12 protein-coding genes and 1 riboswitch are annotated in these 13,542 nt (G+C 44.1%); of the genes, 6 read left to right on the top strand and 6 right to left on the bottom strand.

Annotation, left to right across the window (positions count from 1 at the left end; all coding sequences use genetic code 11):
- Positions 1-59 precede the first annotated feature (59 nt).
- The 3 genes from DOM22_RS06605 (at position 60) to DOM22_RS06595 (ending at position 3,019) form a co-directional block, all read left to right on the top strand.
- Complete coding sequence (locus DOM22_RS06605; protein WP_142699609.1) at positions 60-719, top strand: hypothetical protein; 660 nt, start codon at positions 60-62, stop codon at positions 717-719.
- A 177-nt stretch (positions 720-896) separates the two neighbouring features.
- A complete protein-coding gene (locus tag DOM22_RS06600) occupies positions 897-1,628 on the top strand; it encodes a hypothetical protein (RefSeq protein WP_142699608.1) in 732 nt (243 codons plus the stop codon).
- Positions 1,625-3,019: a hypothetical protein gene (locus tag DOM22_RS06595; RefSeq protein WP_142699607.1), complete on the top strand. Its 1,395-nt coding sequence runs from the start codon at positions 1,625-1,627 to the stop codon at positions 3,017-3,019. Before DOM22_RS06600 ends, DOM22_RS06595 begins: the two co-directional genes overlap by 4 nt.
- A gap of 2 nt (positions 3,020-3,021) precedes the next feature.
- Here DOM22_RS06595 and DOM22_RS06590 read toward each other — a convergent pair whose 3' ends face one another.
- The 4 genes from DOM22_RS06590 to DOM22_RS06575 all read right to left on the bottom strand — a co-directional run bounded on the left by DOM22_RS06590 (position 3,022) and on the right by DOM22_RS06575 (position 6,962).
- Complete coding sequence (locus DOM22_RS06590; protein ID WP_142699606.1) at positions 3,022-4,167, bottom strand: winged helix-turn-helix domain-containing protein; 1,146 nt, start codon at positions 4,165-4,167, stop codon at positions 3,022-3,024.
- A 17-nt stretch (positions 4,168-4,184) separates the two neighbouring features.
- Positions 4,185-5,246: a M48 family metallopeptidase gene (locus tag DOM22_RS06585; protein ID WP_142699605.1), complete on the bottom strand. Its 1,062-nt coding sequence runs from the start codon at positions 5,244-5,246 to the stop codon at positions 4,185-4,187.
- Positions 5,247-5,249: 3 nt separating this feature from the next.
- The gene (locus tag DOM22_RS06580) at positions 5,250-6,224 is read right to left on the bottom strand and encodes a YjgN family protein (RefSeq protein ID WP_142699604.1); all 975 of its coding nucleotides are present in this window, start codon (positions 6,222-6,224) and stop codon (positions 5,250-5,252) included.
- 123 nt (positions 6,225-6,347) lie between these two features.
- Positions 6,348-6,962, bottom strand: coding sequence for a DUF938 domain-containing protein (locus tag DOM22_RS06575; RefSeq protein ID WP_142699603.1), 615 nt, complete (start codon positions 6,960-6,962; stop codon positions 6,348-6,350).
- A 163-nt stretch (positions 6,963-7,125) separates the two neighbouring features.
- Here DOM22_RS06575 and DOM22_RS06570 point away from each other — a divergent pair, with 163 nt between their 5' ends.
- Both DOM22_RS06570 and DOM22_RS06565 read left to right on the top strand, forming a co-directional pair.
- Positions 7,126-7,905, top strand: a complete 780-nt coding sequence (locus tag DOM22_RS06570; RefSeq protein WP_142699602.1) for a hypothetical protein — start codon at positions 7,126-7,128, stop codon at positions 7,903-7,905.
- 152 nt (positions 7,906-8,057) lie between these two features.
- A riboswitch (purine riboswitch) is annotated at positions 8,058-8,156 on the top strand.
- Entirely contained in the window at positions 8,147-9,016 is an 870-nt protein-coding gene (locus tag DOM22_RS06565; protein WP_142699601.1) for an endonuclease I family protein, read from the top strand. (Overlaps the previous riboswitch by 10 nt.)
- 52 nt (positions 9,017-9,068) lie before the next feature.
- Here the strand turns inward: DOM22_RS06565 and DOM22_RS06560 are convergent, their stop codons facing one another.
- Positions 9,069-11,066 (bottom strand): pitrilysin family protein, encoded by a 1,998-nt coding sequence (locus DOM22_RS06560; RefSeq protein ID WP_168196587.1) that lies wholly within the window; start codon positions 11,064-11,066, stop codon positions 9,069-9,071.
- 148 nt (positions 11,067-11,214) lie between these two features.
- Between DOM22_RS06560 and DOM22_RS06555 the strand changes: the two genes are divergently transcribed.
- The gene (locus tag DOM22_RS06555; protein ID WP_142699599.1) at positions 11,215-11,865 is read left to right on the top strand and encodes a response regulator transcription factor; all 651 of its coding nucleotides are present in this window, start codon (positions 11,215-11,217) and stop codon (positions 11,863-11,865) included.
- On the opposite strand, the gene DOM22_RS06550 is transcribed toward DOM22_RS06555, so the two are convergent.
- Positions 11,824-13,524 carry a histidine kinase N-terminal 7TM domain-containing protein gene (locus tag DOM22_RS06550; RefSeq protein WP_168196586.1) on the bottom strand — a complete coding sequence of 567 codons (1,701 nt, stop codon included), beginning with the start codon at positions 13,522-13,524 and terminating at the stop codon, positions 11,824-11,826. The genes DOM22_RS06555 and DOM22_RS06550 overlap by 42 nt on opposite strands.
- Positions 13,525-13,542: the final 18 nt, after the last annotated feature.

The raw sequence follows: 13,542 nt of genomic DNA, 5'->3' as shown, positions 1-13,542 counted from the left end.
TACCGCTCGGCAAGATCCCGTGTCTGAATGTCTTCATCAAACACAGGAGGAATAAAATTATGAGTTCACGCAGACAAAGACAATCTCGTTCAGGCTACAACATGGACCGGGGCGGCTACCAAGATTATGGCTATGAATCAAGACCGCGTTCAAATGACTATTACTCTGATGAGCATGAACGTCATAGTTCAGCGTATGGAGAACATCGTCATCCCGCTGACTATTACAGCGGACGCGGAGCTTATGGACAGGATCGTTTTGAAAATGCTTCTCGCAACTCCCGTGAAAATCGCCCGGAAAGATACGGCCGTGAAACACAATATGGCCAGGATTATGGTCGTCAAAATCGTTACGGCAATCAAAACCAATACGGCCAACAAAACCAAAATCAATACAAACATTTCAATCGCAACCGTGACCAACGCTATTTTGATGAAAACTACGAAGGCAGTCGCGGATTTAACCGCAATTACAATATGAATTCTGATGACGACAGATACGGTCGTCAAAATGAAATGCGCAGACCTTACGATGAAGAACATCGTGCTTATGAACGTGATGAAACTCCGCAAAGAATGGGTCAGAGCTGGGAAGGAATGGATTTCGAAAATCCTGACTACCGCTCAATGGACAGCTCTCGCAATCAATATCAAGACGAAAGCTATCGTCGTGGCGGTTCTCGCGGTCGCAGTGGGCGTCAATCTCGCGATATGTACTAAAATAAAAAGGCCCAGCTTAACGGGCTGGGCCTTTCTCATTCTGAAACGGCGCTCTTGGCGCCATTTCTTGTCTCCGCAAACAACCCTAGACATCGTTTCTGATACCACAGTGAACTAATAGTGCCCTGACTGTGGTATGAATCTCGCTTTTCCTCTTGGTATTCGTGGAGGTAGCGAGTGTCTCAATTTGGGAAATTTCATTTGCTGAGTGCGGTGGCTTTGATTGCTGGTATCTACTGGTTTAATCACTCCCATAATGCTGCTGTCATCACCGATGACTCCGTAGCCGCCGACACGGTCGTGAAATCACAGAACTCTGCTATGAAATCTCAGCCATCTCCAATGGCGCAAATTCCTTCAGCGACTATAGCTTCGAATCCTTCCACGCAACCAGCGGCAATGCCTCGCACTCAGTTCTCCCCTCGCCTAGAGCGCCAGGTGAACTATGTGGCGATGATGCTTTCTCGGCCCGATGTGGCACTTCCGCCAGAAGCTTCTAAGGCCGATCATTTAACTTCTGAAGAAATTCAACAATTAGGTTCAGCAGTTATCGATACGAATCAAAATCACTCTGTTCGCCGTGCAAGTATTTATCTGCTATCTAAAGCTGGCGCCAAGGCGATCCCGGCACTTGGCACTATCGTGATGACTAATTTCAAAGCGAGCGCGCAGGAAACTGAAACTCCCCTTCGAGTCACAGCCCTGGAATCATTAGATCGCTTGACGGACAATTCCAAAGAAGTTTTACCGATCCTAGAAAAAACTATCGATGTGCAACAGAATAAGACCCTGACATTCCTTGCTTCCATCAGTGCCGGAGGAATTCGTCACGGAAAACCAGGAAAGCTCACTCGCGCTATCAATATGATGATTCAAGAAAAATTGGCCAGTAAGGATAATGGACAATGAGAATTTTAAAATCTAACACTGTTCTTGGAATTCTCATTTCATCCTTGATTGTTTTCTGTACAGGCGTGGCTCAGGCTGATGACAGTGGCAAAGAATGCATCAATCCAGAACTATTAAGATACGCTTTATCCCAATACCAATTTGAAGACATCAATGGCTTTGGCGAAGTCACTAAGACTTACAATGAAATGGATGTCTGCGATCAGGGTATCTTTAAAGTGGCATTGCAAGGTATCGATTACCTACGCAAAATGCCCAATGGCAAAATCCCTTCTAACTTTCAGACTTTGATTAGCAAAGAAGGTGGGATTAATTTCCTTAAGAAGCGTATTAAAAAAATTCAAATCGAGACGTCAAACGACTCTGACTGCGAAGAAAGCACTGCCGCCAGAGTGTTCTTTTCTGAAGCTGACCAAGGGATTATGCATCTTTGCCCTTCGATGAAAAAAAGTACGCCAAATCAAGCTGCTGGCTTTTTAGTTCACGAGGCACGCCACATTGATGGTTTCGCCCATGTGGACTGCACTCACGGAGTTCTGGAGTCAACCCAAGGAGCTTGTGACAATACTTATCAAGAACAAGGTTCCTATGGCATTTCCCTGGGCTTTCAATTTCAAGTGTATATGACGACAAAAAATGAGGCCGTCAAAGAAGAATCCCGTTCAAACATCGTGCTGGGAGCCTTGAACAATTTCAATAAAGCTCCTCTGGGACTGCAAAAAGGTGGAATTTTCCTGGATGAGGACAATATTCTTGCCTTCTATCAGGGAAATCAAGAATACCGTCTTGCAGAATTCACCGATAAAACCATCGGTCTTACTCTGCACGCGGGATTGCCAACCGTCTTTTTTGAAAACGGAACTGTGACAAAGTATGATTTCACCCGCGAGTGGATCCTTCGCGAGGGAACTTTAATCAACGCTTTCAGCGGTATGTCCCCGTCCGAAAGAGAAGAAATCGAAGACATTTATGCAAATGTCGATAACTGTTTCTTATTTAAAAATGAATTAAAATGCATGGATGGCGATGGGTTCTTAACATATCGTTTTAATGAACTTAAACCCGTGGCTTTTTCAGATCGCTATCAAAGTTGGGACAATTCCCTATCATTGCTAATGGGCGATGGAAAAGTCTACTCCATGCCGAAACCGAAAGACTTCGCAGCAACTCGGGATGCGGATCTTAAAGTTGACGGTAAAGCAAAGACCTATCCAAACATCACATCCTTTGCAGAAATGGAAAATGGCTACATCATGGGTATTTCGAATAAGGGTTTTATGATGGTGAAAAAATCTAAAGACACCCCATGGGTCCGCGCCAAAGAGTTCGGAGATTTTAAGATGAAAAAGATCGTTCCATATTACTGGTCAAAGCGCCTGGAAGATCTGTAAACCTATTTTGCGAGCTGGAACTTTTCAAAACGGTTCAGCTCGCCTTCAATCAATGCTTTATTCGTTTTTGACTTATGCTTCCCAAGCCAGCTCCACTGCTGGATAAGCAATTCCTGATTTTGACGATCTGTTTTTAAATCCAGGACCGCAACAGCCTGATCCCCAATAATCACGGGCAACGTGAAATAGCCATATTTACGTTTTTCCTTCGGCAAGTACGCTTCGAATCTGTGATCATAACCAAAGAACATATTAAAGCGCTTACGCTGAATCACCAATGGATCAAAGGGTGATAAAATATGTGTCAGATCATTCGCTTCGGGAATTTCCGAATCTAAATGTGCTGGATCAATCCAGAACTGAACTTTTTCAGACCCCGTGATTTCTAAAGGCAATAACAATCCCTTGCGAACTCGAGCTTCGATTCGCTTAGAGACTTCCTTTTTAAATGCTGCCTTTTGCATATATGCGATCGACTCTAAGCTTACCACCCCTTGCGACTGCAACGCTCGATCAATATGATAATCAAACACTTCAGCCTGAGTGGCTGCCTTCGGTCGTTTTGCCCAGCCAAAATGGCGATCGGTCAGCTCATATTTTTTAAGCATGCCGATACGTTCGGCGATAACTAAATCCCCACCGTTAAAGGCGCACTGCAAATGTCGCTTGGACGGTTTTTTGCTGGCCCAGGGATGATCTTTTTCCACCAGCTCTTCGTCATTCACGTCACGAATGGAAATCGCACCCTGCTTTTTGACGGTGGCCAATACTTTTTTGACATCAGCTGCCGTCACATCCTTGTACCAGCTTGAAGGATTTTCTTTTCGGCGTTTCATGTCGGGGATGAAGTACTTAAAATCATCGGTCGCAATATACGCTAAGGCATGAGTCCAATACTCAAAAACAGTTTTATCTTTGGTTTGTGCTTGGTGCAGGTTGGATCTTTTATAATCAGGGATTCGCGAATACAAAATATGATGATGCGAACGTTCGATCACATGGATGGTATCGATCTGCACATATCCCAAGTGTTTGATCGCTTTAACGACAGCTTTTGGTCCGCTGCCAAAGGGATGCGCTTCGTGCAATCCTTGAGACTGCAACCAAAGCGCGCGCACTTGTGCTGGGGAAAGTGTAACTTTTGACATTGCACCTTAAACATACCTTAATGGCAGGCGCGCTTCAAATCTTTCCACTCTTCTGAAGTTAAAATCGGTTTATTGTCAGCAGCGATCGAATAAGGCTCAAACATTTCAATGCGGGCTTTACCGGCCGGGTGAGTAGAAATAAATTCTGGAATCTTAGACGCAGGCCCCGTTTCATCAAGGCGTTTAAACAAATCAATGATCCCTTGCGTGGAAACTTTGGACTGACGCAGGCGACTTAAAGCACCTTTGTCAGCGCTTGCTTCCATCTCGCGATCAAAACTCAAAGTAAAGATTTGCGAAGCAGTCTGCGGATCCACCACCAACACGGCCGAAGCATCACCCACTGAAATCGCCATCAACGACGTTAAAAGCGTACTGCGCACGATAGATTCCAAAATATGGCGTTGCTTAACGTGTTCGATCTCATGGGCCAAAACTCCGACAATCTCTTCCGGGCTTTGGGCTTTTTCTAGCAGTCCGCTTAGGATCCAGATCTGTGCCCCAGGAAGTGCGAAGGCATTTACTTGGGCATTCTTAATGATATGAAATTCAATTCCCAGGTCTTTATCGCCTTCTTGAAGCGGATAAACTTTAGAAAGCATTTTTTCAAACGCAATCCCCTGAGAAACCGAAAGTTGACACATCGTGGGTGGTCGTAATTGAGTGATCGCGCCCAGCATCTGTTTTTCACGGGCGTGGCTGATATTTCGTGCAATCATCTTGGTCACGGGTTTTACAGCTAAAAATACCACGCCCACCGCAACAACCAAAGCTGATAACCACAGGGCAACCTGACTTTTCTTAAACTGCAGCGGCTGTTCTTTTTTAAATTTTACTTTTAATTGTGGTTCTTCCAGGAAGTCCTTTTCCAAAATTTCCAGGCGAGCATCGGGCTCCCCTTGGCATAGGATAACGATCACTGAAATATGTACGGGATCACGATGAAGCAATTTAAGCGGCCAGGTATCAAGTAAACGGCCATCCTTGGAGATTTCCAGAACGGCTTCGTTTATTTTTACCAAAACTTCCACTGACGAGGGAGTTTCTCCGTCAAAGTACTTAGCGCGATAAGATCTCATTGATTAGAAACCTAGATCCAGATCGTATTCGGCGACGATATCATCGGCCAAAGCACTGCCATCGCTTTTCATACTATGGACTTGGGCGAAATCAACATCTCCAACAACATGGATATTTTCAACGATTTTACCAAGGCCCCAAGCAAATATCCAAGGCACTGCCAAACCGAAAGAAAAAATTGCGCCCAGGTAAGCAATCAAAGTGCAAAAGAAGATGTCTTTACCAGACATCGTGAATTCCATGCGAGCACCCTGAAATTGTGTGTGCTCCATTTTAAATCTCATGACACTAGCCATGTACCATGGGCCATAGAAACCCAAAGTGATAATGGATAACAAAAGACCTTTGGCATTTAGAACGAAATAATCTTTGTCCGTGCCATCATAAGAGAAATGGACAGTCCCGAAACGCATACGGTTTACCAAGAAAGCTCTTTTTTGATTTTGAAAGTAAGAATAGTAAAAACCCAACGTCAGGATCGAAAACAAAACCCCTTTAGCGTAAAGTCTTAAAAAGGCTTTCGTTTGTTCTTTGTCTTTATCCACACCAAAGCGAACTTGTCTCCAGGTTGTACGCGACAGACGGTATCGAAGACCCGAATACGTCGCTATCGCAAATACGAAAGCCCACAAAAACATACCCGCGATACTTAATGGCACCGACAAAAAAGGCGCCACCACTTTGACGATGTTGCTCACCCCAAAAAGAGCGGCGATGATCGCAAAAAGCTTCAACCAACCGTAAAACAGTTCTTCACCCGTCCCCACGTAAGCGGCACGGTCCCCCATAAACTGCACGTTTTCCCACAAGTAACGACGGAAATTTGTTTTAGCCCAAGGACGATAGATCCCTAAAGTGATGATCGTCAGAAAAAGATTTTTTAGCATGATCAGGGCAAGTTCAGAACCCTTGCCCGTGAATTCCAGACTAAAGCGGCCCGATTGAGAAGATGAAGTGGTCGAAGATGCTGTTTCCACGCGGGAACGCTCCTTGTTAGTGGTCCTAACTCTTCGGCATCCATCCGTGTAAACATTAAAAACTTTATGAGACCGAATCGGGTCTCATTGTGATGCGATACTTTGGTCTTGCTTCGGCTTATCTTAACGTTTGCTGATGAATTTTAAGCGACGGAAATAAAGCATGCGGTTATTGGACGGCATTTCATAGTCTTTGATCAACTCAAAGCCATTCTTAAACATCGCAGCCAGTACATCCTCAAAAGAGCGAATCCCACTTTGTGGATCCTTCTCTTTCAAAGTCTTATCAAACTCTTCGTTGCTAGGAGTTGTGAACTTGCCATTATAGTTAAACGGTCCATAAATCAGAACTTTGCCGCCTTCTTCCAAGCGACCACTGATCAGTTTGATAAAGGACTTACACTCTTTCCAATGCATGATGTGAAAGGTATTCACCGTCAAAACCACGTCATAGGTACGAATCGGAAAATCATCTTCGCCAATTTTAAGACGGTACGGAGTTCTGATATTACGAATCCCCGACTCTTTGATGGCTTCCCTTAGCATCGGCAGGTTTTCACTCGTTTCAGTTGGCTGCCAAGTTGTTTTAGGAAAAAACGGCGCCAAATAAATAGCATGCTGACCCCTCCCCGATCCCACTTCCAACAAAACTTGGTCTTCAGGACGAAGCACTTTCTTAAGCACTTCCAAAATAGGTTCTTTATTACGATCAGCCGCGGGAGAGAAAGGTTTTTCCATAAAGGAAACGTATCATTGATCTCCCTCGATCGCCAGCTATATCCCGGGCTAGAAGCCTTTTAATATTTACCCCCACTTCGACACAACAGCATATTGTTTATTAAGTATTTTATGCATACACTTAGAAAGTGAAATTGAAAGCGTTCATCCCGAGGACTAAGAAATGAATTTGGTTTATGATATCAGTCTGGCCCTGCTCACAGGATTTTTGACGTTTGGATTTTACTGGCTAATGCGAAACACAACTTCGATGGGACCGATCCCAATTGATGAGTCGCAAGTGACAGATGCGCACAGAAATCAGCTAAGCGAAATTTTATTTCTCTCTTTGGCCCTTTATGTGGTGCTTGTGACAATAACAGGTTTTTTACTTGTGTATGTCTTGGGCAACCTTCGGTATGTCTATCTAAGCTTACAGCCAAAATTTTTAGCGATCGACCATGTCGGAGAGATGGCTATTGCAATTCCCGCGTTCTTTTACGCACTTCTTAGCATGCCCTCTTTGGTCGCGATTATCTTACGCAAAAAATATGGTGAACACGACTACCAAATCCTGCGCTATCTTTACGCAAAAAAGCAGGGCTTTGATGAGGAGAAACTTTATCCTTACGCGCTTAAATGGGGCGCAGTCGTCTGCCTTGCAGTCTATATGAATATGCTAAGAGATATTTCCTATCTTCGTGAAGATCGCATTATTCTTAACAGCTTCTTTTCATTTAAATCTCACACATACACTTACGACCAAGTTGAAGAAATCATTGTCGCCGCCAAACAGATCGCTCCGAACCAGTCGGTTTCAAACTATCCGCTCTACGTGATCAAATTCAAAGATGGCTTCTCATGGAAGATCACGAACTATGATCGAAAATCGACAACAATTTTTTTGAGGGTGCTACTTGAGCAAACAGATCTTGAGGAAAAGAAAGTCGAATTCTACGAGTAGATCGCAGCGCTGTTGACTACGTCAGCGTTTTGTTAAGATTTTTAACGCTCATTTGTGTTTTAACGTTAGTTCGGCTCATCTGTTACACAATTGACGCCCATGGCCTTAACAATTTTGAAATGATAGTTGCCTCTTTTTGGATGATGGGACAAACCATTGGGCAAGATAAACCGCATATAAGCGATTAATATGGAATCGCGTATCTACCGGGCACCGTTAAATGCCTGTCTATGGAGGTCCCATGAAAGCAATGCTTTCTTTAGTTCTAGTTGTTTGCTCGATGTTCTTCGCGATCTCGATCAATGCCGCCCCCCTTTCTCACGGAATTTCTTACTACGGTGAAGAATTCTATCAAGATCTTGCTAACGGTGCTTCTAACGAAGCTTTGAAAAGCAGAATCGCTTACATCCTTCGCAACCAACACAAACAAGTTGCAAACGGTTACGACAAAATTTCTGAAAACTGCTCTGGCGAAGGTTGCTACCAACATATCTCTCTTGGTTATGATGGTGCACGCGCTTGGTTGATGGGCACTTACTATTTGACTAAAGTAAACGGCCAATACGCCCTTCCAGACGTTTATTGCCAAGTTTACAGAACTGAATCTGAATTTGCTTCTGGTCGTGGACCAGCTCCAGGTAAATACCCAGATGGCAACATCTTGAACACAGAGCACACATGGCCACAAAGCCGTTTCTCTGGTCAGTTCAACGTGGCAATGCAAAAATCTGATTTGCATCACTTGTACCCAACAGACAACGAAATGAACTCTACTCGTGGTAACTACGAGTTCGGTGAAGTGGAAAAAGATAACAAAACATTGAAATGCCCAGTAGCTCGTTTCGGTAAGCCAAAAGGCGGTGGCGGAGCAGATGTTTTCGAACCACCTCAAGCTCACAAAGGGAACGTAGCTCGTGCATTGTTCTATTTCTCTGTACACTACAGCTTGCCAATCAGCCCACGCCAAGAAGCTTTCTTGCGTAAATGGGATAAAGAAGATCCAGTGGACGAAGAAGAAATGGCTCGCAACAATGCGATCCTAGCTGTTCAAGGTAACAGAAACCCGTTCATCGACTACCCTGAATTGGTTGATAAAATTAATAAGTTCTAATCGCTGAATCGCGAAAAAAGAAAAGCCAGAGGAGACTCTGGCTTTTTTCGTTTTAAGCGGCTTTAGAAATCTCGCCGTCTGTTTTATCTTTGCCTGGGAGGAGTCCTACCAACTCTTTGCAGGACTTTTCGGCGTCATTCACGCTGAAGTAATAGGCCTTCCCATTCTTCAGTTCAATCATCAGACCTTTTTGCCAGAACATTGGGTTCACAAAGAAGTATCTGAAGTTCACTTGCTTGATCCAAAGTTTAAAATTAAAGGCCTTCTTAAAGTAGTTAAAGGACTCAACCTTCGCGATCTGATCCAAAGGAATAACTTTCGAATAGTAAGTTAGACTCTTGATCATCAGCTTACCATCAACCACCATAAGCTTTCTTGGCATCAACGAGAACACACCCTGTGCGACCAGAATCGTCGCAAACATCCACACGGCCCCATACACATATTGTGACAAGAATAAATGCGACTGCACGAACTGCGAGCTCGTGAACAGAGAGCTTAGGAATAGTTGCGTGTGAATAACCCCGTAATACATAACAATCACACCCAGGGCTTCCAAAGCTTTCACTGGAGGATACTTAACTTTACGAATCCATTGCAGGCGATCATGAGCAAAGGGTTTTGTAAACAGTCTACGCAACCCAATGAATGAGCCCACCGCCACCAGGAAATACATCACATAAACGTCGAAGGAGAAAAACATCGCCGGAGTATAAACCACGTCATAGGCATGCTTTTCATCAAACGTTGCTTGCAGGCTCTTATTATAGTCTTCCAAGGTGACATTTTGAAGAATCTCGAATGGCGACTTGAAAGAGCCATACTCGACAAGTTGATTTTCATAATTACCAGCAAGATGCATCATCTTTTCAGCGTCACGACCCATCAGTTGATATTCGGAAAGATACAGAGTGATCGCTTCTTTCATTTGCGCTTCGGTGAATTTTCCGTCACGAGCTTCGTTTTGCAAATATGATTTTGCGATATCGACATTCTCTTGCAGATGCTCCTTAGGAGTTTGGAATTGTAAAGCGCCATATCCATAACCATACGAGTAGTAATCAAAGCTTCTCGCAGAATAAGTCTGGCCTTTGACGTTACGAATTTCCTTCATCAAACGATGCGAAAGAAAGTCCATATAAGAGGCTGCAATAACGATGTCCTTAAATGATCTATTCCAAGCTTTACCACCGATATAGACATACGGCGTGTCTTCCCACAAAATACGGCGAACATAAGGGCGATCTGCGGGTTTTGGTGTTGGTGGAGCTTTTAGCTTTTTGCCTTCTCGGGCTGGCATACTTGCCCACCGTTTATCGATCTCGGCCATAACTTGGGCGCGATCGAATTTACCGGCCACGAAAAGCTTCATGTTTGCCGGGTAATACCAATCAGCATAGTGCGTTTTCAGCTGATCCACTTGCAGACGGCGATTGGAAAGCTGTTCTTCCGTGCGAGTGAATTTATCATCGTTATCAGAGATTCCAAACTCACTCTTCATAAAGCTTGGACCTTTGAAATATGCCGGATAGATATAGTCCATTGGATTAAAACCCAATGTTTCAGAGATAGGACCTGGGCGGCCGATCTCAAGTTCGACCGTACCTTTTTCTTTTTCTACGTATTCAGGAATAATGCTGGGTTCAAGAATCATCTTACCGAAGCTTTCAAGCAACCAAGTGCCCTTTTTTGCAGGAATAGATCCAAAGTAAGCAGTTTGACGAGGCATCGTCGTCCCATTGGCACTGCCACCCGCTTCTTTAATCAACTGCAAATAAGTCATTTCATCTTTAAGCTGCTTATCCCGAAACAAAACGTGCTCAAGCAAGTGCGACATCCCGTACTCACCTTGACGCTCGACTTCCCAACCAACACCAACTTCCAATCGAAGTTCTGTCGTTGTGGCCTCTTCACTAGGAGCCAAGAAAACCTGCATTCCGTTTTTTAAAGTGATGTGCTCGATTTTCCTATAAGGATCTTCGCCAATTTCCGCGGCATAAGAGTGTTGTGCAAGAACGATCACAAACATTGTCATGATTAATTTTTTCATTCCCTCTTTATCGGCATTAGCTGATAAAGTTTTAGAAAAAAATAAACACATTTAAGTTAACATTCCTGGACCTTGGACCGCCAGGAACCGAGACCGAATCTAGCACAAAAGATTTGGTCGGGGATTACCACCATGTTAGTGTGAATCCATGCTAGCAAATGCTCCGTCCAGGATTATTCTTTGTGATGACCACTATATCAGTTTACTGGGTATTGAATCCATCTTGCGTAAAAAGCTACACAATCAAGTCATCATTCAAACTGCCACGACAGGAGAAACAGCCCTTGAACTTTTCAAAGCAAGCCTTCCGGATTTAGTATTTATCGACCTGGGACTTCCGAAAATGCAAGGCTTGGAAGTGATCCAGTCCATTCGTGAGATCAAACCAACCTGCCAAATATTTGTTCTGACAGCGTCAACGGACACTCACTTATTGCAGCAAGCTTTTAAGGCCGGCATCAGCGGCTTGCTTCAAAAAAACAACTCCTCTGCAAATATTGAAAGTGCTCTTGATTTCGTGATGCACTCACCGGGTGCCACTTATATGGACACCGGAATTAAATTACTGCTTGAAGGCCATGGCGGAGCTGCCTTGACCAAACGTGAATACCAAGTTCTGACGTTTATTGTTGAGGGGCTTACCAGTGCGGAAATTGCACTTAAAATGGATTGCTCAATCACGACCATCAAAACCTACCGGGTGCGCATCATGAACAAAAGTGGCGCACGTAACACCGCTGAAATGATCGCGTGGTTTTTAAAGGGGAATTCTAAAAGAAACCTCGGTTCCCACACCTAGATCAGAAGATATCAGAAAAGTTCCACCATGAAGTTTGATAAAGTGACGCACGATCATCAAGCCAATGCCAAATCCCTGCCCTTTCGAATAGTCGTTCAAAGCAAAGGATCCTGAGCTAAACCGCAGGGCCTCCAACTGCTCATTCGTCATTCCTACGCCTTGGTCTTTAACAACCACATCGACTTCACCCTTCACAATCATTAATGACACGAAGATAACACTGCCCTCACTGGAGGCACGTATTGCATTCCACAAAAGATTTCTGACAACAGATGAAAGCATTTCTGAATCCCCGTCCGTAACCAAAGGCCGGCAATTCGATTCAAACGTCAAAACAACTTTTCGCATCTTGGCCTGAGTCGCAACCTGCTCGATGCACTCACTGATAAGCGCGTTCCACTCAAAGGGTCTTTTAATAACTTCAAATGAATTGCCCTGCGTTTTGACCCAACTCATGATGTTATTAACAAATCCTTTTGATGCGAAAGTGGAATCAATCAGCATATCCGTGCGATTACGAAGCTCCAGACTTAAATCATCTTGAATGGATTGGGAAAGCAACATCTGACCTTCCATGTATCCCGAAAGATCATGCGCGATCAGCGCCAACAAGCGAGCCTTAAATTCCATATTCTCGTTTAAGCGAGCTTCTATTCCCTTTTGCACGGTGATTTGGCGAAAAAATAAAATTCGGCCGGATTCGTTGTTCGTCTCATGATCTAAACGTTCAATGCTTAGATTGAAAAAATGAACGTCATCAAATTCGTCAGCGATCGATAACTCACCCGCACTTAAGGAAATCTTTGGCAGAGCATCCTCAATATTTTGCCCCACCACATCTTTCACCAATCCAAAAACACGAAGAGCCGCTTTGTTGGCACCGCGAATAACGTTCAGATTATCAACGACAATAACGGGATCCGGTAGATTTTGAAAAATCCGCATCATTGCAAGTGGCGCCACATTCAACAAACGGTGCGCGAGCACCGCATAGATGATACCTGCCTGACTCAACAAAAATGTTCCACTGGAAATCATCATCCAGCGCAATGGCGAATTTGTTAGAACGCAGTAGATATCAACTGCCGCCGCCAAAATACTTCCCGCCAATAAAACAGAAACTTGCCGACGACGAATTCCACTTTCCTTGACGAAAATATAAATTCCCAAAATCAAAGACGTCATCACTAACGACATGGCCCACACATAATGCAGCATAAACCAGGCGCCGCCACTGTATTGTGCCGTCACTAAGCCATAGGCGGAATACTCTTTAAAGTCAGTAACCACCCAGTCTCTGCAAGGGGGAATCAAAGTAAATAGGAACGTGCAAACGCCTGGCAAAAATACCGCGCCAGTTACCAGCCTTTTTTGCAGCCAGTTCCATCGGCCAAAGACGGTGCTTAAAAATAAGAGCCAGGCCGGGGTCATCAACCCCAGCCCAAAAAATCTGAAACGCGCAAATAAAGTTTTTGTATGAAAGTCATCGCTGACGTAAACGACCAAAGTGCAAAACGAAACCACACAGAATGAAGCACTCAACAGCAGAAGCCAACGAATCGGTGCCATTTTACGGTAAGGAATCACGTACGTGATCGTTACCACTGTCGTCACAAAAATTAAAATATTTAAAAGCACCAAAAGTACCGATACGGCCATAAGGTCAACACTTACCAT

The organism is Bdellovibrio sp. ZAP7, assembly GCF_006874645.1.
GTDB lineage: Bacteria > Bdellovibrionota > Bdellovibrionia > Bdellovibrionales > Bdellovibrionaceae > Bdellovibrio.
The sequence above is the reverse complement of the archived record's forward strand: the minus strand, read 5'-3'. Positions and strand labels throughout refer to the sequence as shown.